Raw genomic sequence first — 22,912 nt, 5'->3', positions numbered from 1 at the left:
ATGAACAAAAACCTGACCCGGCTGCTGCGCCCGAAAACCATCGCCGTCATCGGCGGCGGCGCGTGGTGTCAGCAGGTTGTTCTGCAATCCGAACGCATGGGCTATGCCGGTCAAATCTGGCCGGTGCATCCCAAAGCGTCGGAAATTGCGGGTCACAGGGTTTTCGGCCACATCGAGGACCTGCCCGCAGCCCCGGATGCGGTTTTCATCGGTATCAACCGCCACGCCACCATCGAGGCCGTTCGTGTCCTGTCCAGTATGGGCGCAGGTGGGGCGGTGTGCTTTGCATCGGGCTTTTCCGAGGCCGTTGCCGAAGATGAAACCGGCGGGGACTTGCAGGATCAACTGATTGCCGCAGCCGGTGACACGCCCATTCTTGGCCCGAACTGCTATGGCTTCATCAACGCGCTGGATGGGGCGCTGTTGTGGCCGGACCAGCACGGGGCCACCCCTGTGGACAAGGGCGTGGCGATCCTGACGCAAAGCTCGAACATCTCGATCAACCTGACCATGCAGAAACGTGGGTTGCCTATTGCCTACATGATGGCCTGCGGAAACATGGCCCAGACCAGCCAGGCCGAAATCGCCTCGGCCTTGATCGATGATCCGCGCGTCACCGCCGTGGGTCTGCATATCGAAGGGTTCAAGGACATCCGGGAATGGGAAGCGCTGGCCGCCAAGGCCTATTCAAAGGGCATCCCGCTGGTCGCCCTGAAAGTGGGTGCGTCGGAGCAGGCACAGGCCGCGACGGTCTCGCACACTGCGTCGCTTGCGGGCAGCGATGCGGGCGCGCAGGCCCTTCTGGACCGGCTGGGCATTCCGCGTCTGTCCGCGTTGCCCGATTTTCTTGAGACGCTGAAACTGTTGCATTGCTATGGGCCGCTGCCGGGTGGCCGCATCGCTTCGATCAGTTGTTCAGGGGGTGAGGCGAGCCTGATCGCGGATATGGCGGTTGGTACGGGCCTGAGTTTTCCGCAGTTGAGCGATGACAAAAGGGCGCGCTTGCGTGACGCGCTTGGCCCTATGGTCGCGTTGAACAACCCGCTGGATTATCACACGTATATCTGGCGCGACGAAGAGGCGATGGCACAGGCCTGGTCAGGCATGACGGGTGACGACATCGACCTGACGTTCTCGATCGTCGACTATCCGACGACGGATCCGACCGACTGGAGTTGCGCGACCCGAGCTGCGTTGAAAGTGCGTGCTGAAACCGGCGCCCGGTTTGCGATTGTTGCGACGCTGCCTGAACTTCTGCCTGAAGACGTCGCGCAAGAGCTGATGGCCGGTGGTGTCGTTCCATTCATGGGATTGCGCGAAGCACTGGCGGCCACGCGCGCCGCGGGTCAGATTTCGCCCCCGTCCGCGCATCCTGTCTGGTTGCCTGGAACGGCTGAGGCGACCCAAACCCTGACCGAAGGCGAATCGAAACGGGCGCTGGCCGAATGCGGCCTGCAAGTTCCGAAAAGCCACACGGTTTGCGGCCCGGCAGAGGCCCATTCGGCCGCGCAGGACATGGAAGCCCCCTTTGCCGTGAAAGGTGTTGGGCTTGCGCATAAATCCGAACTCGGCGCAGTTCGGCTGGGCATCAAGGCCGAGGATGTAGCCGATGTCGCAGCCGAAATTGGCACAGATAGCATCCTGATCGAAGAGATGATCACCGGAACCGTTGCTGAATTGCTGGTCGGTGTCGTCCGTGACCCGGCGCATGGGTTTGTCCTGACATTGGGGGCGGGGGGCGTGCTGACCGAAATCCTGCGCGACACGGCGTCAGTGCTGGTGCCAAGCACGCCCGAGGACATCCGTGCCGCGCTTGGCAAATTGAAAATTGCCCCGCTTTTGGCAGGCTTTCGCGGCCAACGGGCGGCTGATATGGATGCAATCATCGCCGCAGTCGAGGCCGTTCAGGCCTATGTCATGCAAAATGCCGACACGCTTGGCGAGGTCGAGATTAACCCGCTCCTGTGCACGCCGGACAAGGCCGTTGCCGTGGATGCTCTGATAAGAAAGGCCTGAGATATGGACCCGATCAAAACCCGCCGCGACGGAGCGATCCTTGAGGTGACGCTGGACCGGCCCAAGGCCAACGCCATCGATCTTGTCACCAGCCGCAGGATGGGTGAGGTGTTCGCCGCGTTTCGTGACGATCCAGAGCTGCGCGTGGCCATTCTGACGGGCGGCGGAGAGAAGTTCTTTTGCCCGGGCTGGGACCTGAAAGCAGCGGCCGACGGGGATGCGGTAGACGGGGATTATGGCGTCGGAGGGTTCGGCGGCTTGCAAGAGCTGCGCGACCTGAACAAGCCCGTGATCGCGGCCATCAACGGCATCGCCTGTGGCGGCGGGCTGGAGTTGGCCCTGTCAGCCGACATGATCCTTGCCGCCGATCACGCCACGTTCGCCCTGCCGGAAATCCGCTCGGGGACTGTCGCGGATGCGGCCAGCGTCAAACTGCCCAAGCGCATCCCTTACCACATCGCGATGGAGTTGCTGCTTACGGGCCGTTGGTTCGACGCCGAGGAAGCCAATCGCTGGGGGTTGGTGAACGAGATCGTCACCTCGGATCAACTGATGGACCGCGCCTGGGAACTGGCCCGGTTGTTGGCCTCGGGACCGCCCCTGGTTTATGCCGCGATCAAGGAAATCGTACGCGATGCCGAAGATGCCAAGTTTCAGGATGCCATGAACCGCATCACCAAGCGTCAGCTCAGAACCGTGGACGTTCTCTATGCCAGCGAAGATCAGCTGGAAGGCGCGCGCGCCTTTGCCGAGAAAAGAGACCCGGTCTGGAAAGGGAAATAGGCAGACGTTTCCCGTGATCGCAGAGCGTGAATTTACCATTTACTGATCCGCACGGCACGTGCACAGTTAGGCATGCCGTATTTCGAACGAAAACCATATGTTAGTGCATCTCGGGCGGTCAGCCCGATTGCGCCGCAGCTCGACGATCAACCGATTTCCGATATTGCGCGCCGCGTGCTCGAAACAGAGCGGGGCCCGCGGCAACATCTGGACGGTCCGTTCAGGTGTCGCAAATCCTGCCATCCCGGCAGCACCGCCACCATTCTGCTGTCCTTTGAAGCACCGGAAGGCGCGGCCCCTGTTCAGATGCAGTTCGAACCGGGCGATCTGACCAATCCGAACGGCGACATTCTGCCGGCCAACCGCATCAGTGTGATCCCGCCACAAATCCAGCTTGAACCGGGGGAAGCAACGGATGTTGCTGTTGCGGTGACTATACCCGACCTCTCCGAACCCGGTGAATATCACGGTCGGATCGCCTGTACCGGAACGGACCAGACCTCGGTTGTGGTGATTTTCGAGGTGGCGGGCGCTCAGACCTGACGGGTCACCAGATAGTCCATGAACTGTCCCAGAAACGCGCGCGGCCCGTCTTCTGTGCCCGCGAACACCCGCGCGAACTCATTCCGGGCCGCGGCCAGCAGATCATTTGCCGCGTCCTGCGCATAGCGGATGCTGCCGTAATGGCTCATGCGCTCCAGCACCCAGGCGACATCTTGCGTTGACCGGGCATCGCGCGGGTTTGACAACATCTCGGCCAACCGTGCCTGTTCAGGCTCTTCCGCCTTCAGGCCAAGCTGGCCCAGCATCAGCGTGCGTTTGCCTTCATAGATGTCGCCGCCGATTTCCTTGCCGTAACTGTCCTGTGAGCCGACGAGATTCAAGACGTCGTCCTGAATCTGAAACGCTGCACCTAGGAAAAAGCCGAAGGCGTTGAAATCATCCAGATTCAGCGCGCCGGACGCGACATCATGTGGCCGCGCAATCAGGGCCCCGATGCGCATCGGGTGAATGAAACTGTACCAGCAGGTCTTTTTCAGACACATCCTCAGATAATCTGATGCATCGACGTTCAAACGGTTGTCGCGGATCCAGCCAAGCTCCAGCGCCTGACCTTCGATGGATTGCTGCAACAGATGGTCGAACTCATCCACCACGCGCATACCGGTTTCCGGGCCCAACGGACCCAGGTTCTGACGCAGCAGACGCAGGGCAAGCGATTGCATCCCGTCGCCGGTATTGATCGCCAGGGGTACCCCAAGCCGCTTGTGCATACATTCGCGCCCGCGCCGGAAATCGCTTTGATCTTCGATGTCGTCGTGGATCAGAAAAGCGTTGTGCAGCAGCTCTAGAACCGCGGCCGAGACCCTTGCATTCTCGCTGTTTCCGCCGAAGGCTTCGCATGTCGCCAACAGCAGGGCGGGCCTCAGGCCCTTGCCCGAGGTTTCGATGTAATCGCGCATCGGACCATACAGATAGGCCTGAGGCTCACCCGTCGGCAACAGGCCCAAAAGCGTTTCGCGCGCCTGATCCCCGTAGAAGGTCAGGGTTTTTAGAAAATCCTGTTTCGCCGCAGGATCCAAATGCGCGGTTCCGGATTTCACAGGCTCAGCCCTTCTGGGTGATGATCACGCGACTTTTGTCTTCCCGCGCGCCGGATCGTTCCGGACCGCCGCCAAACGCAGAAAGCGGTTCGTCAGAAATTGGCAACGCCCTGGACAAGGCACCTGATTGACCACTGTCCCGACCCAGATCATACGCGACATCTTCCGCCAGCTCATCCCCCGGGATCGGCAGATCCGCGGTTGGCTCGTAATTCGCGATGAGGTCGAACAGCTCTTTCGGGGGGCAGATCATTCGAAGCGCTTCAGCAATGGCTGGCTCCTCGGTGATGCCGCCGGGTTTTGAGTATTCCGCCGCCGGTTTCCCTATGGCGGCAAGAGGGCCATCACCGCCACGATCAACTCCTGCCGTGTCCTGACCCATTTTCAGCGCGGCTTCGACCGCAACCGCGAACCGATTGTCCCACGGAAGGCCAGCCTGATAGCGGGCGTAATCATAGGCGCGCAGCGGTTTCAGGATGTCGGGTTCATGCAGGTCCCAGATCTGGCAGGGCTCGGCATCCGATCCACTGCGTTGAAGAATGGCGTTGACGGCCCGACGCGCGGCCTCGTTCGCCCCTTCCATCGTGGCAAGGTCGGTAAAAGTGCGGACGTAATCCGATGCCAGGAAGAAATTCGGGATGAGCGTGGCCGCATCCGGGCGCAAGCGCCAGCTGTTGATACGGTTGACCAACAAGGGTTCGACATTGCTTTGACGCTTGGGGTCGTTCGGGTCTTGAACGATATCAGGATCGAGGAACCAGTAATGCATATCCTCGTCCCGCAGAATGGTTTGGCCATCCACGTTGATGCTGCGCTTGAGCTGTTCCCAAACCTCTTTTGCGATCTCTTCCCGGCTGCAATCGCGCGCGGTTTTTCCGTTCAGCCCCGGCTTGTCCCATTCGGAGATATCGATTGACAGCAGGCCTTTGGTCTTTCCTTCGGCCCAGTTTTCGAAGTTGATCCCCGGCCAGAACTGTTTTTGCGACACAGCCGTCAAAGCCCATGGGCTGTCGATGAAAATGACGTGGCCATGGGTCAGCGCGACATCCTTGGTCAGATAGAACTGAATGCCGTTCATCCATTGCACGTCATCGGCCAGCAAAGGCAATTTGGCAAGTGCGGGGTCAACCGCCATCATTTCCGGGGTCACAAGCGGTGCCATGCGTTCAATCGGCATGGCGCTGATGAACCAATCCCCCGTGACCTGCTTTTCTTCGCCATCCTGTTCGACTGTTGCGCCGACGATCTTGCCGTTCCGGCACTCGATTCCGGTGACTTTGGAGTCAAAATTGTACACGACCCCCTTGCTTGTCAGATAATCCAGCCACGGTTGAATCCAGACAAGATTGGTGGGCCCGTTCAGCAGCCTGTTGCAGTGGGGTTCGGGCGTGGCGATACCCAGCTGAAGCTGAACCGCAATGTCCCCCACTGTCTTCGTGCTTGCCGTCGTGGCCTTGGCGGCCACCAACGAACGGGTCAGGCCGATGGCAAGGAACTTCTGATAGGCTTCCGAACGGTCCTGCGCGCCGATGAAATCCCACCAACCGATCCGTTCATATTCGTCAAACCGGCGTTCCTTGCAGGACGTCGCGATCCGCCACATGCAGGCGACAAAATGTTCGACATCCTCATACGCGATCTGGTCCCTCGGCGAAAGCGCGAAGGCAATGGTCTTGAAGGCATCCGCAACATCCTTGAGCGTGCGGGGGAACCGTTCCGGGACAATGATGCCGGGCTTGTCAAACTGGCTGACCAGAACTTGCGTGGTCGGGACAAGATTTTCAAAGCATGTGCCCTTGTCGTAATACGGCGTTCGGGCCATCGTGTCGGTGATATGCCGATAAAAGTTCGGAAAGAACCTGAACCCATGTTCACCGGGCAGCCAGGGGCGTTTCACGCCGGGCGGATAATTGGCCCCATCCATCTCGGCCCATTTTTCCAGCGCCTTGATGTGTTTCGCTTTCGAGCCATGATCCCCTTCACCCTTCATCACGGGAATGCTGCGGGCCTTGCCGCCGGGGATCAGCTGGCGTTCGTGGACTTCTACCTCGAACCCGCGTTCAATCAGTTCGTGCGCGGCGCTCATGCCAGCCACGCCTCCCCCAAGAATGACAACCTTGTCAGGCATCGGAAATTCCTTTCGCGGAATAGACGTCAAAGCGCAGTGTTATGTCTGACAGGCTGGCTTCGCCAATGCCAAAGCCCTGCACCCGATTCATCCACCTGTAATGCGGATTCGAGGTCAGGTAACGCGGTGCAAGCCGTACCGGAGCCGAAGCGGGCAGATTGCCTTTGGACAATGCCGCATATCCGTCCGGGCCGAAGTCACACACACCCGTATCTTCGAACAGGATCGGAGCTTGTCCGATGGACGGTCTTATAAGTGCCTTTGCATGAAGCAGCCCCACACCATCGGGCCGCACGCGCATCCAGTCTCCTCCGATCGGTTCGATCACCCCTTTCAGATGCGGGCCTTCGACGGTGCCCCCTTCTTTGATGGCGAAATGCAGCCAAATCCCGTCCGGTGTCTCGCCCGAGGGGTGAAAGCTGCTTTCGAACGGCACTACAAATTTGGCGACATGTTCCAGTACCGGCGGCGCCACTGCGGTTTTTGCCGGCTCCGGTGCGGCAGGTTGAACTGCTTTTTCGGGCCCGGGGTCAAACTCGCGCCCTCCCGACGTCAGCACCGGGCGCCAGGACAAGGTTTTTTCCTGTTTGACTGACGGCAGAACGGCTGCGAATTGTTGAAACCCGGTTTGTGGGTCCCGCAACAAGGGCCACCCGCGAATGGCACGCTCGGGGCCGCCATCTTCCGAACAGATCAGACGTAGCGTGTCATGCGACGACACGGATGGACCGGCTTCCACCAACACTCGACTGAGACCGTCTGCGTTGATCACCTCGGACCAACGCAGCGTCACGCCCCGATCTGAAAACTCGCGCACGACCCGATCTCCGGTCAACAGGTTATGGTGCGGACGGCCTTAGCTTCCTTGATCCTGAGATGGAACTTCTGCTGCACGCGGAAGACGTGCTCGCCCTCGGCAGAGGTTTGCAGATACTTCACGGCGATATCCGAGGGCACGACGATTTCAATCGGTGCACCCAGCAGGGACACAAGCACTGCCTTGTCCGGGGGCAGGGTACTGGAACGCAGCAACGGCCCGTCCAGGAACGGGAGAATGCTGTCACGTGGCAGCACCATCGAATTCGGCAGCGGGGTCGTGACCGCCCGGAACAGACCGTTGCCCATCACACAGGCATAGGGGCCCAGATAGCCATGCGTTTCCAGCGCGCTGATGCCCTCGACGACGGCCTCGAAAACATCGGTTCCGCTATAGTTCTTTTTGGACGCAGATTTGGGTTTGTCTTCGCCCGCTTCAAGCAATCCCGGATATTTGCCACCGCCGCTGATCGTATAGATCTGCGGCAATGAGTCGGGCGCGCCGCCTGCGTGTTTGGGGGCCTGTCCGGTGCCGGGTTGACCATTGAAAATGATGTCGTCCTCTACCCGTGCCACAACGGCGGCCGCTCGGCGGAACATGATCTGAGCCGCCGTCAGTTCCGGATCAGCCACCTGTGCACCTTTCAGGTACACGTTCACCGATACGGTGGTAAGGCGCAGCGTATCATAATCGTTCACGTCAAGACGTTGCTTGGATGCACCGGATGAGTTGTCAACCAGATCCAGCTTGTTCAGCGGGACGGATTGCGTGTCAGCGGGCAGCGGTCCGTACAGGGGCAGGAAACTGGCGGCCACCCGGGCGCGAAGCGCCTCATCATGGACGGCCTTTCTCACGGCGCTCCACTGATCTTCATTCCAACCCAATGCATCGGTCATTGCAAATCCCTCTCGGTGCTGCTGCCCAATTTGGCGGGGCAGTCAATCTTGTTCATTTTTCTTCTTTCAATCTGCCCAGCAGATCGCGGGCCCGCTGCTCCTGAACAACTCCACGGCAATCCCGCGCAAGCGAAAGCGCTTTTTCCGCCTCGCTGATTGCAGCGTCCAGGTCCCCCTTTGCGGCAAAAGCCTTTGCCCGCACACGGTGATATTCAGGTTTGTTCAACGTCTCGCCGCGCTCCCAGCCGGGAATGCAAACGGTTTCGAGCCGGTCCAAAGCCTGGTCAACATCTCCGTGATCAATCATCAACTCAGACAGAACAATCTGATTCTGAGGAAAAGTAAAGTTTCCACCAGATTTGGAAATCAGGTTCATGCATGTCTCGATGCGTTCCGGAACACCTGCGATGTCGCCCTTTCCGGCCTGCGCGAGGCCCATATAGATGTCCTGCATCGCGTGAAGGTAAAGAAACCCTTCCTCATCCGCGACTTTTCTGGCTTCTTTCATCGTTACATCAAGCCGGTCCCATTCCCCCGCATAGGGCAGGAACATGCTGCAAGCGCCCATCACGTAGACAAGGTTGGGTGCGTGGTTCAGCGCCCTGCTGACCTCGATGGATTCCAGACGCGCGGCCTCGGCTTTTTCGAACTTTCCTTGCTGCCACAGCAGGCATCCCTGAATGGCCAGCAATGACGCGGCCGTGGAAGACTGGGTCATGGGCATCATGGCCATATCCAGCTCGGGTGTGATCAGGGCGAATGCGCGCTCCAGCTGTTGTTCGCATTCCGCAAATTCCCCGCGGAAGTAATGAGTAAAGCTCAGCGCCCGTGCCGCCAGCACATTGGCGACGGGGTCTTCGGACATGCCGGCCATCATGTCCAGCGCCTGTCCCATTTCCATCGCTCGGTTCATCTGACCGGCAACAAAGAAATGGGTCCAACGGCAGAAGGTTGCGGCAAAAAGCGTCTCGCCGTCGCCCAAAGACTGGGCCAGTTCCATCGCCCGGGCGGCAGTTTCGCCGACCTGATCGGACGACCACCCGTAGATCGCCATATAGGCGGGCAGAATGTTCATCTGAACCCGAAGCTCGAAACCGTCGCGATCCGCGTTGGCCTTCATGGTTCCGATGTTGCGCAGGGCGGCCCGGAAAGCGGAGATCGCGGGCAGGTTCGCCAGTCGGGACAACGCCACTTCACCTGCCGTGACCCAATTGGCGACGGCTTCATCCTTCAATCCGCCAAGATCGCAGTGATGCGCGACGGTATCGGGGGCCGGGGTTCCGAATGCATTGTGACCGTCCAGCAGTGCTTGGGCGATTTTCAGATGAACCTTCTGCCGGTCTTCCCGCAGCAAGGAATTATAGGCCGTATCCTGAACCAGCGCGTGGTTGAACGTGTATGTGGCCGACCCTGAATCGCTGGTGATCAGCACGACGCCAGCCGCCATAAGCTGCATGAGGGCGCTTTCCACATCCATGTCTTCATGCGCCACCGCGTGGATCATCTGAGCGGTGAAACTGCGCCCGATGACCGATCCGAGCTGGGCGACTGGTTTGGCATGTTCCATCCGGTCAAGACGCGACATCAGCGAGTCCTGAAGGGTGGCCGGGACGCTCAGCGCATCCAGAACCTCGGCGTTGATCGGGGCATCCTGGGGCAGCTGGTCCAGAACCGCCTTGGTCATTTCTTCGATATACAGCGGCACGCCATCCGCCTTCTCGATGATCTGCCTGATCAGGATAACAGGCAGGCTGTACGGCTCGGCCACGCGCCGGACCAGTTCGGATGCCTCGGTAGTGCCAAGCGGAGACAGATCAATGCGCGCGGCTCGGCTTTCCAAATGTTCCGGAGGTTCGTATTCAGGTCGGTGGGACAGAACCACCAGTACCGGAAAGTTGCTCAAGGCGGATGCAAGAGCATCCAGTACATCCAACGTGGTCGCATCGGCCCAATGAACGTCTTCGACCACCAACAACAACGTGCCGCGCCTGTCACACAGGCTGCCCAGACTGCGCAGCATCACGTCAAGGGATTTGCGCGCCTTCTTCAACGGGTCGGATTCTGACGGGGCGCCGGTCTCGATACCCGCCAGATCCAGAAGAACGGGCAAGTCCGCGTCACTCAGCCGAGAGGCCGATTGCACGAAGTCCGAAATCGCCGCCCGGATACTTTCATTTGATTTGTCGCCCGAAACGCGCCTCAATTCTCCGACAATCGGGTGCAGCGGAAGACTGGTCAGGTGCGGGATGCACTGCAATGTAAAGGGTTTGACCCCGATTGTTTCAGACAGTGACTTGATCAGCCTCGACTTGCCGATTCCCGCAGCCCCCCCGACAAGCGCCAGCCGGCCCGAGCCTTCCTGCGCTTCGTTCCAAAGCCGGGTCAGGGTGGAAAGATCATCATGCCGGGCGACAAGATCGACCGCAGATTGACCCACCCGCGCGTCGAACCGGCTGGTGGACATGATTTCCGACACCACGCGATACACTTTGCGCTGATTGTCAAAGCCTTTCAGCTCGTGGCTGCCACGTGGTTCGAATTCAAAGGCACCCTGGGTCAGCCTCCAGGTCTCTGAAGAAATGATCACTTCACCCGGTTCGGCCAGCCCCTGCAGGCGGGATGCAAGATTCGCCGTTTCACCCACCAGAAAGTCCTGGGACCCCAGGCTTTTCGAAGAAACAACGCCCACGACAACCATTCCGGTCGCAATGCCTGCGCGCAGGTCGAGCTTTTCTCCAAACTCGTTTTCAAGGTTCTGAACGGCCTCGATGGTCTCCAATACGGCTCGTACGGCCCGTTCGGCATCATCTTCCATGGCCTTCGGGTATCCGAAATACACCATGATGCCATCGCCCTGCCGATAGGCCAGATGGCAGCCGTGTTGTTTCAAGGTACCTATCGCCGCATCCAGATACAGGTTCATGATCTGCATCAGGTCTTCCGGATCATATCGCTGAGCCAGCCGTGTCGACCCCACAAGATCGCAGAAAACCAAAGTCAGTTGCCGACGCTCGGCCTTGGACTGGACTTCGGGCCGCTTCGACGCTTCCTGCGATTTCAGCCTGGCCTGCGCCTTTCGAAAGCGCTTCCTTTCACCAACCGTCAACCCGAGATCACGCAGTTCCGGATCAGTCAATTCGTCCAGAATGTCATCGTCAACGCCCTCTCTCTGAAACAGAGTGGCATAGTCATTCAGATCTGCCAGATGAAGGACTTTTGAAATGCGCGGTGATGCCTCAAGGACTCGCGTCATTGTCTTGCGACTCCTTCCATAACTGTCCCCCTGTTTTCCCCTTAATACATATACATAATGAATATGTATAATCCAAAATTAGAGAGGAATTCATACTGAATCCATAGCAGGAACTGGCAGCACTGTTAACTTGTTACATTGATTGGTCGATATACGTCTAAATTACCACGACGTCACGCGCTTTTCCTGAAAAATCATAAGGTTCAAGTCTCAAGTTGACTTAATTGGCAAGGCTTTAGGGCGACAGAACGACCGAATATGCCGGTCTGCCGCTGACGTCACGTCAAGGCTGACAGACGTGCAAAAGTGCCGTGGCCGACATGAGATACCGGGCAGAAAGGCAGACTCAACCCGAGCACCAGCAAGAAGCCGACGCCCGAACGTGCTTCGAATGGAAACATCTAAGCTCCAGGCGCATCCCGTGTTTTGCCCGCCCGTTCTTCATTGGGATACAGGTATCAGGAAAAGCGGCTCAAAGATCTGAGAAAAGTCAGGAATCATCCGGTATCCAGGGCGGATCTGGCTGTGGATGAAACCCTATTCCTCGGCCACGGCTTTTACATGGGCCGCAAAGGACGGGGCCAGCATCAGGGACTTGCACCGCTCGAACCGGTTCGTGGCATAGGCCCAGAAATCTTCGGCGGGGTTTTCATCCGCATGCTGGATCAATCCCCACAGCGTCCACAGCAGGTCGCACATGGCTTTATAGATCACCATGCGCCCGATCTGAGCCTCGCTCGGCGGGCCGTCGAAATAGGCGGTCAACATTTCCAGCTCCTGTTCGTCGGTCAGCCCGGCTTCGACCGACAGATCACCCAGATCCCAAAGGGCATCGTTCATGCCTGAATACTCGTAGTCCACGAGCCACATGCGCTGGCCGTCATCCAGAAAATTCTCGCACAGAGGGTCGCAATGGCTCGGGACCAATGCTCCGGGTTTGTCCCGCAGCACCTCTCGGATCGGGGCCGCCTCGGCCACGACGTCCGCGTATCCGTCCGGCAGGGTCGCGTTTTTGTCTGCAAGTACCTTCATGTAGTCGTTGATCATCGAAAACAGCTCGAATCGAAACTTGAACGGCTCGGGGGCATCGTGAAGCTGCCTCAGCGCCTTTCCCGCTCGGGCGGCAGACCCGGGGCGCGTCGCAAACATCTCAGGTGTCATCGTGACGATGTCGGGAACGCAATCACTGATCATCACGCCGGATGACGCGTCTGCCCACAGAACTTCGGGGCCGACCCCGGCTTTTGCCGCCACCTGCGCGTTGTGGATTTCAACCACGCGGTCGATATAGGCTTCGGTGCCCTCGCCGGGGATGCGCACGATCACCGTCCTTGGCCCACCTTCGACGCGGTAAACCAGATTGGTCAACCCGCCCAGCCGCTGGGTGTGAATGTCCGCCTCAGCAAGGGTTTCGAACCCCGCCACGTTGCGAAGGGCCTGAATAATCTCATTTGTTGGTTCATTCTGCATCGCTCTCTCCCTCAGGCTTTCAAACGGCTGTTTGCCGGGTCGTAAAGCGGCCCGTCCACACGCTGGATAGGGTGACGCTCTCCGAACACCTCCACTTCGAATTCTGATCCACCAGCCAATCCCGCAGGCAGATAACCGTAGAGGATGGTCTTGCCGACGGTAAACCCATAGCCACCACTGCACGCCAGCGAGACTGTTTTGCCGGAATGCAATATGGTCTCCCCTCCGGTGATCGGCAGCCGCTCATCGGTGATGAACGTGCAGAGCTGCCGCTCGGGGCCGGTCGCTTTCTGCGCCTCCAGCACCGGTCGCCCGATGAAGCCCTGTTTGGATTTCAGATGGACCCGCGCGCCAAGGCCCGCTTCGATTGGCGAATAGTCGGGGGTGATGTCGGCGCTCCAGTAAAGATAGCCTTTTTCCAGCCGCAAGGACTCGATCGTGCGGTAGCCGATGTCGCGGATGCCATGGCTCTGACCGGCCTGCCAAAGCAAGTCATAGACATGCAGGGCGAACTCGGTCGGGATATGTAACTCCCATCCCAGCTCTCCGATGTAACCTATGCGGATCGCGCGAACCTTTGCCGTTCCCAAGGTGATCTCTCGGGCCGTTGCAAAGGGAAACGCATGGTTCGAGACGTCTTCTTCCGCGATGGCCTGCATCACATCCCGTGCCTTGGGGCCGCAAATGTTGATGACGGCGCGTGCCGACGTCATTTCGATCAGCTGCGCGCGCCCATCGCGGGGCAGGTGACGTCGGATCCAATCCGCGTCATGCACGCCGAATCCGGACCCGGTGACGATGTAAAAATGGTCCCGCCCCAATCGGGTGACGGTGATATCGGCTTCAACGCCCCCGCGATCATTGCACAATTGGGTGTAGATCACCGTGCCATCCGGTTTGTCCATATTTGAAACGGCAAGGTTTTGAAGGGCTTCCAGTGCGCCGGGGCCGATCAGTTCGAACTTTGAGAAACTGGTTTGATCGATCAGAACGACCCCGTCGCGCGCGGCCTTATGTTCCTGTTCGGCATAGGTTTTCCAACCCGGAGACAGGAAATCCAACTGATCCACCGGCTCTACACCGGCCGGAGCGAACCAGAGCGGTCGCTCCCAGCCATTTTTTGACCCGAACACCGCGCCATGTTGTTTCAGCCGCTCATGCAGGGGCGACAGGCGCAGGTTTCTGGCCGTTTCCGCCTCCTGCCCCGGATATCGCATCTTGTAGTGATGCGCGTAATGCTCGACCGCGCGAGGATACATGAAGGCGCGCGTGGCGTGATGCGGACTGAACCGGCGCACGTCCAGAGGCCACAGATCAAGGCTCGGGCGGCCTTCGACAATCCACTCGGCGATCATCTCTCCTGCGCCACCACCTGCCGCGATGCCGTACAGAAATCCGGTCGCCAGCATCAGGTTTCGCAGCTCGGGCGCCCATCCCATGACAAAATCGCCATCCGCGGAATACGGGATGGGGCCGTTGATCACCTGCCGGATTCCAACCGTGTTGACGACCGGCGTAACCTGACCTGCCAGTTCGGCAAGGGGGGCAAACCGCTCCAGGTTGTCCGGCAAAAGCTGCCGGACAAACGCGCCCGGAATACCCCTGTCGCCGAATGGCAGCGTGTTGTCCTCGTACCCGCCGATCACAAGCCTCCCGCCTGCATCCGGTTTGTAATACACCAGCCGCTCGGGATCCCGCAGGGTTGGCAAGCGTTTTACAAGATCGGGGTCGGGCAGGGGTTCAGTTACGATGTATTGATGCTCGACAGCGCAGGCTGGGACAACGACCCCGAGTTTCGCGGCCAGTTCGCGGCTCCACATTCCGGCGGCCAGAACGACGGTGTCCGCTTCATAATCCCCTTCCGATGTCATCACTTTGGTGATGCGATCGTTATGGATCTCAAAATCGGTGACCTCTACGGATTGGCGGATCCGGGCACCGTGCATCCGGGCGCCGGATGCGATTGCCTGACACAAGCCTGCGGGATCGACATGACCGTCCGACGGGATAAAAGCCGCGCCCTCTAACCCTTTCGCGTCGACATAGGGGAAAAGCGCCTTGGCTTCGGCGGCCGAGATTATTTCCATCTCCAGATCAAAGCTGCGGGCCATTGTCGCCAGGCGCTTTGCTTCCAGAAGCCGCTCTTTGCTTGCCGCCAGGCGCAGGCTTCCGACTTTCTTCCAGTCGAATTTCATCCCGGTTTCTTCGGCCAGACGATCATACAGCGCCACGGACCGTTTCAGCATCCGCGTCGTGTTGCGCGATGAGCGCAACTGCCCGACAAGCCCCGCCGCATGCCAGGTGGCCCCCTCGGTCAGGGACGCCCTTTCCAGAAGAACAACATCCGTCTCACCGGACCGTGCGAGGTGATACGCAATGGAGCATCCTATGATGCCCCCGCCGATGACGAGATGTCTGACCGAATGCGTTGTCATGCGTCCACCCATTTCAAATAACATGTCGTCATCAAAAGTCGCAAAGCAACAAAAAGCAACAAAAATGTTTGAAACGTGTTGAAAAAAGTCGCTTGAACAGCGTCAACCTTGCAAGTAACCTGATGAAATCAACAAATATCACGGCGCTTCATGTCGAAATACGAGCAAGACATTCTCAGCACGGTAAACCTGCATGGGCGAATTTCGGTCATTGAGCTGGCGCGCATTCTCAACGTGTCGGACCAGACCGTAAGGCGAATCGTGAAGCCGATGGTCGCCAAGGGCAGCCTGTCCAAGGTGCATGGTGCATTGGTCAGCACTCAAAATGTGCTGGATCCTCCGTTTCTGGCCCGCATGGCGCAGAACCGAGCCGCCAAAGTCGCGATAGCCGACGCCGTTGCGGCGCGGATACCGGACGGTTCGGCCATAGCCATCGACACGGGTTCGACCTCGGGCTTCATTGCTCAGGCACTTCGCACGCGCAAAAACCTCACGGTGGTGACAAACTCGGCCTTCATCGCCGCCACGTTGTCGATGGAAGAGGGCAACAGGGTCTTCATGGCGGGGACGCAGTTGCGCAACCACGACGGCGCCGCTTTCGACCGGGCCGCCTATGACGTCATTGCAGGGTTCTCGGCTCGGACGGCCATATTGTCGGCGTCACTGGTGCATCCCAGCAAGGGCTTCATGGTCTATGATCAATGCGAAGCTGATATGGCCCGGGCGATGTCTGATATTGCTGACCAGACCTTCATGGCGGTTGATTCCACAAAATTCAACGAGGCCCAGACCAGCCCGGCGTTGCGCCTGCCCGGGTTGACCGAAAAAGACGTGCTCATCACCGATCGCAAATTGCCCGCAGCCTTTCGATCCTTGCCCGGAGATGCGGAATTGGTGATCGCGGGCGTGAAATCACATGAAAACAGTCATTGACTTGGTGACGACACTGCTCGGTCCGACGTAACTAGCCGGTTCCACCGAAACGGTGAAACCGGCCGTGTTTCAGGCTGTTGCGCCCTTGATGCGAATGGCAGTGCCGAGGCTGCCTGCACAGACGCCGACCACAATAGCGATGATCAGTTCCAGTGGCTCTACATGCGCAAACCGGAAGCCTGCGAAAACCAACGTCTCGAATACACCGACTGCGCCGCCCAATGCCGCGCCCAGCCACAGCTTGCGGGTCATCATGCCCAACGCCAGACCGAGTATGCCGGGCAAGCTCAGGACGTTGCCACCGATGGTTCCAAGTAACTCTAACATCTCTGCCCCCACATCAATTCGAACTGTTGTTCAGGAAATCGCGGATGTCGTCACCCGCGGCAGCGTGCTCCTGCACAACTTCATCTTCCAATGCAGCAGTCACCTTTTCGTATGTTTCCAAATAGTTGGGTGGAAGGCTGTGGGCGATGCCCTGGTGGCAATCGATACAGGTCATACCATTGTCGATGGCGCGTTGGTGTTCCGAGGCAGCGCGGGTTTCCTGAATGGTGAAGTCCATGTAGTCAAAGTTGTGACAGTTGCGGCACTCGCGGCTGTCAGACGCCTTCATTTTCTTCCAGACGGCCGAGGCCATCGCCAGGCGGTGATCCTCGTATTTCTCGGGTGTGCTGATGGTGCCCACCAGTTCATGATAGACGTCCTTCACGGCCATGATCTTGGCTTTGATCTTGTGGTTCCACTCATCCGGAACGTGGCAGTCTGAGCAGATCGCACGCACGCCGGAGTGGTTGTTGTAGTGGATCGTCTCGCGATACTCACCCAGGTTCGTTTCCATCGTGTGACACGAGACGCAGAACTCTTCGGTGTTGGTCAGTTCCAGGGTCCAGTGAAATCCGCCCCAGAACAGGATACCGGCCAGAAATCCGGCAAGGATCAGAAAGCCCGAACTGAACATTACCGCCGGCGTCCAGATCGCGTTCCAAAGGCGACCCAGAAAGCCGCGTTTTTCGGGGGAGTCTGCCATGTCGGTGCTCCTTTCAATCTTGTGTTGGATCAGTTGCCGGTCGAGGGCTGGAACACGTTTTCAACAAGCGGCGGCGCGTCCGCCTGCGGAACGTGACATTGGTTGCAGAAATAACGGGTCCCGGCGACGCGGTCCAATTCGCGGCCTTCGCGATCCAGATAGTGTGTCATTGAAAGGGTCGGTGCGTTACGCTCACCTGCCTTGGACCAGTCATGGCAGGACAGGCACTGATTGGTGCGCACATCAATCTGATATTGCTCGATCGAATGCGGAATCAGCGGTGGCTGCTGGCGATAATTACGTTGCATCCGTCCTTCCACATTTTTGTGAATCTGATCCAAAGGGATCGGCTCGTCTACGTCCGCGCCCCGCAGGGTTTCGACTTGAGCGGACTGGGCAAAGGCCCATCCGCTCAGCAAAACTACGGGTAGAAGGGCAATTCCGCCTGTAACGATTGATCTTTTCATCTTGGCACTCCCTAGATAGGTCTGGCAGCGCGCGGCTCAGGCGCGGCAACTGGATCGGAAGGTTGAACGACATGGTCGTCGAACCGGTGAGTAAAGTTGAAGACATCGACTGCGCAGACATCGATGCAGCGTCCGCAGTTTGTGCAGTCGGGTGACAGGATCAGGGGCGAGCTTCCCGGCTTGCCTTTCAGCGCGGGTGAGATCACCTGATTTTCAGGACAGACCGCATAACAATCCATACAGTCATCACAGGCCGTGCGATTGGCTGCACTGACACGCAGCAGGCTTTTCGACCCGATCAGCCCGTAGAACGCGCCCACGGGGCACAGATGGCCGCACCAGCCATGGCGTGAGACGAAAACGTCAAACACGAAGATGGCCGCAATCATGGCCCAGACAAAGCCCATGCCGAATACCAGCCCGCGATGCAGCATGGTGATCGGGTTGACCAGCTCCCACGCGATCACACCACTCAGGCCCGAGACCAGCAGCAAGGTTGCCAGAATCCACAGCCGGGTGCCGCGCTTGGGTTGCCAGCCTTTCGGCAGGTCCAGTTTGCGGTGCACCCAGTTGGCCGCGTCTGTCACCGGGTTTATGGGGCAGACCCAGGAACAATAGACACGGCCACCAATCAGGGCATAGACCACCAGAACGATCAGCCCACCGATCAGCGCGGTCATTTCGGGCCAATGACCTGCAACGAAGCTTTGCAACAGGATGAACGGATCGGTCAACGGCAGCACACCCAGCGTCAGTGACCCTGCCAAATTGCCCTCGACAATCCAGATGCCGAACCACGGGCCCAGCAGAAACAGAACCAGAAAGAACAGCTGGCTTGCGCGGCGCACCAGCAAAAAGCGATGCGCCCCGATCCACCCTTTGCCTTCAACGGCCTCCTGACCGACGGGCATGTGCGTGCGAGTACTCATTGCCCCACCCCCGGCAGATCATATTCAGGGGCAAAACCGCCGGGCGCGGCAAGATTGTCGGTTCCCGGTCCGGGCAAACGATCCGGCAGATCGATGATCCCCTCGACCACCGGCGCGCCTTTGGCGGCCTTTTCCTCCCAACCCTTGCGGTAATGCTCGGCCGAACTGCCGCGCGCCAGCCGGGCCGGCAGAACCTTGATCGCGGCCTCGGGCAGAACACAGCTTTTCTCGCACATGCCGCAGCCGGTACAGCGTTCGGCATGAACGGTTGGAATGAACAAGGCATGATGACCCGATCGGGTATTGTGCGCCGTCTCCAAAGTGATCGCCTCGTCAATGACAGGGCAGACGCGATAGCAGACGTCGCAGCGCAGACCGAGGAAGTTCAGGCAGTTTTCCTGATCGACCAGAACGGCTACACCCATCTCGGCATCGTCGATATTCTCCAGCCCGGGGTCCAGCGCCCCTGTTGGACATGCGGCGACACACGGAATGTCGTCGCACATTTCGCAGGGAACATCCCGGGCGGTGAAGAACGGTGTTCCCGTCGCCACCGCATCCGAGCCGAGCTCGGCCAGTTTCAGGGTATCGTACGGGCAGTCCCGCACGCATAAACCGCAACGGATGCAGGCCGACAGGAACTCCTTCTCGGGCAATGCGCCGGGCGGGCGCAATGCATCGGCGGGCAGGGCGCGGGCGTCGCGGGCCAGATAGGCCAGCAACGATCCGGCGACCACGCAGCCGCCCGCCGCCCGCGCCGAGTCCTGCAGGAACCGGCGCCGCTGCGGCGAAAGGGGTTTATCGACAAGAGACATGGGAACGACCCGTATGATTCTTGCTGGTTACGCGCGCTCAACCTTGCAGGCGCACTTCTTGAAGTCGGTCTCTTTCGACAGCGGGCAGGTTGCGTCCAGCGTCAGCTTGTTGGTCAGCTGGTGCTCATCGAACCACGGCATAAAGACCAGACCGCGCGGCACCTTGTTCCGACCCCGTGTTTCGACACGGCTGGTAACCTCGCCGCGGCGGGTCGACAGAACAATCTCCTGGCCCCGACGCAAACCCCGATCCTTTGCGTCCTGCGGATGCATGTAGACCACGGCAGCGGGATAGGCGCGGTGCAGTTCCGGCACCCGGCGTGTCATCGACCCTGAATGCCAGTGTTCCAGCACGCGACCGGTGCACAGCCACAGATCGAATTCCGCATCCGGCTCTTCTGCGGCAGGTTCATAGGGCGCGAAGATGATCTTGGCCTTGCCATCCTTGTGGCCATAGAATTCCACGCCGGCACCCTCGGACACGTAGGGGTCATAGCCTTCGCGGAAACGATAGAGCGTTTCCTTGCCATCCACGACCGGCCAGCGCAGACCGCGGGCCTGGTGGTAGGTTTCGAATGGTGCCAGATCATGCGCATGGCCGCGCCCGAAGTTGGCGTACTCTTCGAACAGACCTTTCTGCACGTAAAAGCCGAAATGCTCGGATTCGTCGTTGTCAAAGCCTTCGGCGGTTTCCGACAGCGGGAACTTGTCGACGCTGCCATTTGCAAACAGGACGTCATACATGGTCTTGCCACGATGCTCGGGCATGGTGGCCAGCAATTCTTCGCCCCAAACCTCTTCGACGGTGAAGCGTTTCGAGAACTCCATCACCTGCCACAGGTCCGATTTGGCCTCGCCCGGGGCCTTGACCTGTTGCCGCCAGAACTGGGTGCGGCGCTCGGCGTTGCCATAGGCGCCTTCCTTCTCGACCCACATGGCGGTGGGCAGGATCAGGTCAGCGGAAACCGCAGTGACCGTCGGGTAGGGGTCTGAAACAGTGATGAAGTTTTCCGGGTTGCGATAGCCGGGATAGCCTTCCTCGTTGATGTTCGGTGCAGCCTGCATGTTGTTGGTGCACTGAACCCAATAAGCGTTCAGGTCGCCATCCTTCAGCTTGCGATGTTGCAGCACGGCGTGGAAACCCGGCTTGTCAGGAATGGTGCCGGCGGGCACGTTCCATGCGGTTTCGCAGATCTCGCGGTGCTTTTCGTTCATCACCACCATGTCGGCGGGCAGGCGGTGCGCAAAGGTGCCTACCTCGCGCGCCGTACCGCAGGCCGACGGCTGACCGGTCAGCGAGAAGGGTGAGTTGCCAGGTTCCGAAATCTTGCCCACCAGCAGGTGCACGTTGTACATCAGCGAGTTCACCCAGGACCCGCGGGTATGTTGGTTGAAGCCCATGGTCCACAGGCTCATCACCTTGCGGTTGGGGTCGGCATATTGCTTGGCCAGACGCTCCAGCTTGTCAGCCGGAACACCGGACAGTTCCGAGGTGTATTCCAGCGTGTATTTCGAAACGGCTTCGGCATATTCCTCGAAGCTGATCGGCTCCAACTTGCCCGAGTTCGGGTTTTCAGCTTCTTGTTGCAGGGGGTTGTTGTCCCGCAGGCCGTAACCGATATCGGTGGCGGTTTTGGTGATGTTGACGTGGTTCTTGACGAACTCTTCGTTCACCGCGCCATTCTGGATGATGTAGTTCGCGATATAGTTCAGGATCGCCAGATCGGTTTGCGGTGCAAAGACCATGCCATTATCGGCCAGCTCGAACGAGCGGTGCTCGAAAGTCGAAAGCACATGCACTTCGCAACCCGGCTTCGTCAGGCGGGTGTCGGTCAGGCGCGACCACAGAATCGGGTGCATCTCGGCCATGTTCGATCCCCACAGCACGAAGGTATCGGCGTGCTCAAGGTCGTCATAGCACCCCATCGGCTCATCAATGCCGAAAGTGCGCATGAAACCAACCACGGCCGAGGCCATGCAGTGACGCGCATTGGGATCAATGTTGTTCGACCGGAACCCGGCCTTCATCATCTTGGCGGCGGCATAGCCTTCCCAGACCGTCCACTGCCCCGAACCGAACATCCCCACGCTGGTCGGGCCTTTCTTGGCAAGGGCCTCTTTCCATTTGGCGGCCATCACATCAAAGGCTTCATCCCAGCTGACCGGTTCGAACTCGCCATTCTTGTCATACTGGCCGTTGGTCTTGCGCAAAAGCGGTGTGGTCAGGCGGTCTTTGCCGTACATGATCTTGGACAGGAAATAGCCCTTGATACAGTTCAAGCCCCTGTTCACCGGTGCGTCGGGGTCACCTTGCGTGGCCACCACTCGACCCTCTTTGGTGCCCACCAGAACCGAACAGCCTGTACCGCAGAACCGGCAAGCAGCCTTGTCCCAGCGAATATCGGGCGCGCCGACCTGAGCGTTGGCCTGACCTGCGGCCATGGGAATGCCCGCAGCCGAGGCAGTGGCTGCCGCTGCGGACGCTTTCAGAAATGTACGACGGGATTCAGAGATGGTCATTGCATGGGCCTCCTGCTGGACGGTTGGCTTGGAGCATCAGGACGCGGAGCCGTCTCCGCGAGATCTTCGAAATGGTGATAAGTCAGTGACAGTGAGATCACTCCGGGGATCTGGTGCAGATCCATGATGGTGTCCGAGGCCAGCCTGTCGGCCGTATCCTCGACAACAACTACGAAACGGCCGTCCTCGGCTTCGGCATGAAGCTCGACGCCCTGGGTTTCGGCCATCGCCGCGCGTGCGGCATCGGTGTAATCGGGGGCGATGTGGACCAGACAGCCACAGATGTTCATTGGGTCACCTCCGGGTGTTGTGGGGCGGGGCGGTGCATCACGATCGCCCCGGCGGGGCAGGCGGCGGAACAGCTGCCGCAGCCGATGCAGGTTTCTGTTTCAAGCGCCGGTTCCGCGCGCCCGCCCAGTTGCAGGCGAAAGCGGATGGCATCCTGTTCGCAATTGTCCTGACACAGGCGGCAGCTTACGCCGTTCGTCGACAGGCAGCTTGCGTCGTCGATTCGTGCGCGCCATGGCCATTCGGCAACACGTTCCGACAGCAACGCCGGGGTCGGACAAATGTCAGCGCAGTCACCACACAAAGTGCAACCGCCTGCGGACAGGTCCAGAACGGGGAAACCGGCATCGTCGAATGTGATGATGTCTTCAGGACAAGCCGCGGCGCAGTCTTCGCAACGCGTGCATAGATCGCTGAAGCCAGTTGCAACTGCCCCCGGCGGACGGATCGCATCTGGGTCCTCCCGCAGGACACGCGCGCTTAGAAAAGCGCGTCTGCTGGTCATCTGGCTCATAGCTGGCGACTCGA

General features: G+C 59.3%; 19 protein-coding genes. 4 read left to right on the top strand and 15 right to left on the bottom strand.

Annotation, left to right across the window (positions count from 1 at the left end; all coding sequences use genetic code 11):
- The 3 genes from FIU92_RS19615 to FIU92_RS19605 all read left to right on the top strand — a co-directional run bounded on the left by FIU92_RS19615 (position 1) and on the right by FIU92_RS19605 (position 3,342).
- Positions 1 to 2,016: an acetate--CoA ligase family protein gene (locus FIU92_RS19615; RefSeq protein ID WP_152460400.1), complete on the top strand. Its 2,016-nt coding sequence runs from the start codon at positions 1 to 3 to the stop codon at positions 2,014 to 2,016.
- A 3-nt stretch (positions 2,017 to 2,019) separates the two neighbouring features.
- Positions 2,020 to 2,799 (top strand): carnitinyl-CoA dehydratase, encoded by a 780-nt coding sequence (locus tag FIU92_RS19610; RefSeq protein WP_152460399.1) that lies wholly within the window; start codon positions 2,020 to 2,022, stop codon positions 2,797 to 2,799.
- Between the two features lie 72 nt (positions 2,800 to 2,871).
- Positions 2,872 to 3,342 (top strand): hypothetical protein, encoded by a 471-nt coding sequence (locus tag FIU92_RS19605; RefSeq protein WP_152460398.1) that lies wholly within the window; start codon positions 2,872 to 2,874, stop codon positions 3,340 to 3,342.
- On the opposite strand, the gene FIU92_RS19600 is transcribed toward FIU92_RS19605, so the two are convergent.
- The 7 genes from FIU92_RS19600 to FIU92_RS19570 all read right to left on the bottom strand — a co-directional run bounded on the left by FIU92_RS19600 (position 3,333) and on the right by FIU92_RS19570 (position 15,402).
- Positions 3,333 to 4,403 (bottom strand): polyprenyl synthetase family protein, encoded by a 1,071-nt coding sequence (locus FIU92_RS19600; RefSeq protein WP_216601173.1) that lies wholly within the window; start codon positions 4,401 to 4,403, stop codon positions 3,333 to 3,335. The two genes, FIU92_RS19605 and FIU92_RS19600, sit on opposite strands and share 10 nt — an antisense overlap.
- A 4-nt stretch (positions 4,404 to 4,407) precedes the next feature.
- The gene (locus tag FIU92_RS19595) at positions 4,408 to 6,531 is read right to left on the bottom strand and encodes an FAD-dependent oxidoreductase (RefSeq protein ID WP_152460397.1); all 2,124 of its coding nucleotides are present in this window, start codon (positions 6,529 to 6,531) and stop codon (positions 4,408 to 4,410) included.
- On the bottom strand, positions 6,524 to 7,348 hold the full coding sequence (locus FIU92_RS19590; protein WP_172978543.1) for a DUF3237 domain-containing protein: 825 nt from the start codon (positions 7,346 to 7,348) through the stop codon (positions 6,524 to 6,526). Before FIU92_RS19590 ends, FIU92_RS19595 begins: the two co-directional genes overlap by 8 nt.
- Positions 7,349 to 7,362: 14 nt before the next feature.
- The gene (locus FIU92_RS19585) at positions 7,363 to 8,244 is read right to left on the bottom strand and encodes an encapsulin (protein ID WP_152460395.1); all 882 of its coding nucleotides are present in this window, start codon (positions 8,242 to 8,244) and stop codon (positions 7,363 to 7,365) included.
- A 52-nt stretch (positions 8,245 to 8,296) separates the two neighbouring features.
- A complete protein-coding gene (locus FIU92_RS19580; protein WP_152460394.1) occupies positions 8,297 to 11,497 on the bottom strand; it encodes an adenylate/guanylate cyclase domain-containing protein in 3,201 nt (1,066 codons plus the stop codon).
- Positions 11,498 to 12,034: 537 nt separating this feature from the next.
- Positions 12,035 to 12,967 carry a choline/ethanolamine kinase family protein gene (locus tag FIU92_RS19575; RefSeq protein ID WP_152460393.1) on the bottom strand — a complete coding sequence of 311 codons (933 nt, stop codon included), beginning with the start codon at positions 12,965 to 12,967 and terminating at the stop codon, positions 12,035 to 12,037.
- Positions 12,968 to 12,978: 11 nt separating this feature from the next.
- Positions 12,979 to 15,402 carry an FAD-dependent oxidoreductase gene (locus tag FIU92_RS19570; protein WP_152460392.1) on the bottom strand — a complete coding sequence of 808 codons (2,424 nt, stop codon included), beginning with the start codon at positions 15,400 to 15,402 and terminating at the stop codon, positions 12,979 to 12,981.
- Positions 15,403 to 15,552: 150 nt separating this feature from the next.
- On the opposite strand from FIU92_RS19570, the gene FIU92_RS19565 reads away from it, so the two are divergent.
- Positions 15,553 to 16,335: a DeoR/GlpR family DNA-binding transcription regulator gene (locus FIU92_RS19565; protein ID WP_152460391.1), complete on the top strand. Its 783-nt coding sequence runs from the start codon at positions 15,553 to 15,555 to the stop codon at positions 16,333 to 16,335.
- Positions 16,336 to 16,404: 69 nt separating this feature from the next.
- Here FIU92_RS19565 and FIU92_RS19560 read toward each other — a convergent pair whose 3' ends face one another.
- The 8 genes from FIU92_RS19560 to napF are packed head-to-tail and all read right to left on the bottom strand — an operon-like array spanning position 16,405 to position 22,898.
- Positions 16,405 to 16,662 carry a hypothetical protein gene (locus tag FIU92_RS19560; RefSeq protein ID WP_152460390.1) on the bottom strand — a complete coding sequence of 86 codons (258 nt, stop codon included), beginning with the start codon at positions 16,660 to 16,662 and terminating at the stop codon, positions 16,405 to 16,407.
- Between the two features lie 13 nt (positions 16,663 to 16,675).
- Positions 16,676 to 17,365, bottom strand: a complete 690-nt coding sequence (locus FIU92_RS19555; RefSeq protein WP_152460389.1) for a NapC/NirT family cytochrome c — start codon at positions 17,363 to 17,365, stop codon at positions 16,676 to 16,678.
- A gap of 29 nt (positions 17,366 to 17,394) precedes the next feature.
- Complete coding sequence (locus FIU92_RS19550) at positions 17,395 to 17,832, bottom strand: nitrate reductase cytochrome c-type subunit (protein WP_152460388.1); 438 nt, start codon at positions 17,830 to 17,832, stop codon at positions 17,395 to 17,397.
- An 11-nt stretch (positions 17,833 to 17,843) separates the two neighbouring features.
- Complete coding sequence (gene napH, locus FIU92_RS19545) at positions 17,844 to 18,761, bottom strand: quinol dehydrogenase ferredoxin subunit NapH (RefSeq protein ID WP_152460387.1); 918 nt, start codon at positions 18,759 to 18,761, stop codon at positions 17,844 to 17,846.
- Positions 18,758 to 19,576 carry a ferredoxin-type protein NapG gene (gene napG / locus FIU92_RS19540; RefSeq protein ID WP_152460386.1) on the bottom strand — a complete coding sequence of 273 codons (819 nt, stop codon included), beginning with the start codon at positions 19,574 to 19,576 and terminating at the stop codon, positions 18,758 to 18,760. Before napG ends, napH begins: the two co-directional genes overlap by 4 nt.
- 27 nt (positions 19,577 to 19,603) lie before the next feature.
- On the bottom strand, positions 19,604 to 22,096 hold the full coding sequence (gene napA / locus FIU92_RS19535) for a nitrate reductase catalytic subunit NapA (RefSeq protein ID WP_152460385.1): 2,493 nt from the start codon (positions 22,094 to 22,096) through the stop codon (positions 19,604 to 19,606).
- On the bottom strand, positions 22,093 to 22,386 hold the full coding sequence (locus tag FIU92_RS19530) for a chaperone NapD (RefSeq protein WP_152460384.1): 294 nt from the start codon (positions 22,384 to 22,386) through the stop codon (positions 22,093 to 22,095). Before FIU92_RS19530 ends, napA begins: the two co-directional genes overlap by 4 nt.
- Positions 22,383 to 22,898: a ferredoxin-type protein NapF gene (gene napF / locus FIU92_RS19525; protein ID WP_152460383.1), complete on the bottom strand. Its 516-nt coding sequence runs from the start codon at positions 22,896 to 22,898 to the stop codon at positions 22,383 to 22,385. Before napF ends, FIU92_RS19530 begins: the two co-directional genes overlap by 4 nt.
- Between the last annotated feature and the right edge of the window lie 14 nt (positions 22,899 to 22,912).

Origin of the sequence: Ruegeria sp. THAF33 (assembly GCF_009363615.1) — a bacterium.
GTDB lineage: Bacteria > Pseudomonadota > Alphaproteobacteria > Rhodobacterales > Rhodobacteraceae > Ruegeria.
The sequence above is the reverse complement of the archived record's forward strand: the minus strand, read 5'-3'. Positions and strand labels throughout refer to the sequence as shown.

Excerpts from the sequence above, each read along its gene's own strand:
- FIU92_RS19615 (WP_152460400.1), top strand. The coding sequence starts at position 1 with ATGAACAAAAACCTGACCCGGCTGCTGCGCCCGAAAACCATCGCCGTC.
- FIU92_RS19610 (WP_152460399.1), top strand. The coding sequence starts at position 2,020 with ATGGACCCGATCAAAACCCGCCGCGACGGAGCGATCCTTGAGGTGACG.
- FIU92_RS19605 (WP_152460398.1), top strand. The coding sequence starts at position 2,872 with ATGCCGTATTTCGAACGAAAACCATATGTTAGTGCATCTCGGGCGGTC.
- FIU92_RS19595 (WP_152460397.1), bottom strand. The coding sequence starts at position 6,531 with ATGCCTGACAAGGTTGTCATTCTTGGGGGAGGCGTGGCTGGCATGAGC.
- FIU92_RS19585 (WP_152460395.1), bottom strand. The coding sequence starts at position 8,244 with ATGACCGATGCATTGGGTTGGAATGAAGATCAGTGGAGCGCCGTGAGA.
- FIU92_RS19580 (WP_152460394.1), bottom strand. The coding sequence starts at position 11,497 with ATGACGCGAGTCCTTGAGGCATCACCGCGCATTTCAAAAGTCCTTCAT.
- FIU92_RS19575 (WP_152460393.1), bottom strand. The coding sequence starts at position 12,967 with ATGCAGAATGAACCAACAAATGAGATTATTCAGGCCCTTCGCAACGTG.
- FIU92_RS19570 (WP_152460392.1), bottom strand. The coding sequence starts at position 15,402 with ATGACAACGCATTCGGTCAGACATCTCGTCATCGGCGGGGGCATCATA.
- FIU92_RS19565 (WP_152460391.1), top strand. The coding sequence starts at position 15,553 with ATGTCGAAATACGAGCAAGACATTCTCAGCACGGTAAACCTGCATGGG.
- FIU92_RS19560 (WP_152460390.1), bottom strand. The coding sequence starts at position 16,662 with ATGTTAGAGTTACTTGGAACCATCGGTGGCAACGTCCTGAGCTTGCCC.
- FIU92_RS19555 (WP_152460389.1), bottom strand. The coding sequence starts at position 17,365 with ATGGCAGACTCCCCCGAAAAACGCGGCTTTCTGGGTCGCCTTTGGAAC.
- FIU92_RS19550 (WP_152460388.1), bottom strand. The coding sequence starts at position 17,832 with ATGAAAAGATCAATCGTTACAGGCGGAATTGCCCTTCTACCCGTAGTT.
- napH (WP_152460387.1), bottom strand. The coding sequence starts at position 18,761 with ATGAGTACTCGCACGCACATGCCCGTCGGTCAGGAGGCCGTTGAAGGC.
- napG (WP_152460386.1), bottom strand. The coding sequence starts at position 19,576 with ATGTCTCTTGTCGATAAACCCCTTTCGCCGCAGCGGCGCCGGTTCCTG.
- napA (WP_152460385.1), bottom strand. The coding sequence starts at position 22,096 with ATGACCATCTCTGAATCCCGTCGTACATTTCTGAAAGCGTCCGCAGCG.
- FIU92_RS19530 (WP_152460384.1), bottom strand. The coding sequence starts at position 22,386 with ATGAACATCTGTGGCTGTCTGGTCCACATCGCCCCCGATTACACCGAT.
- napF (WP_152460383.1), bottom strand. The coding sequence starts at position 22,898 with ATGAGCCAGATGACCAGCAGACGCGCTTTTCTAAGCGCGCGTGTCCTG.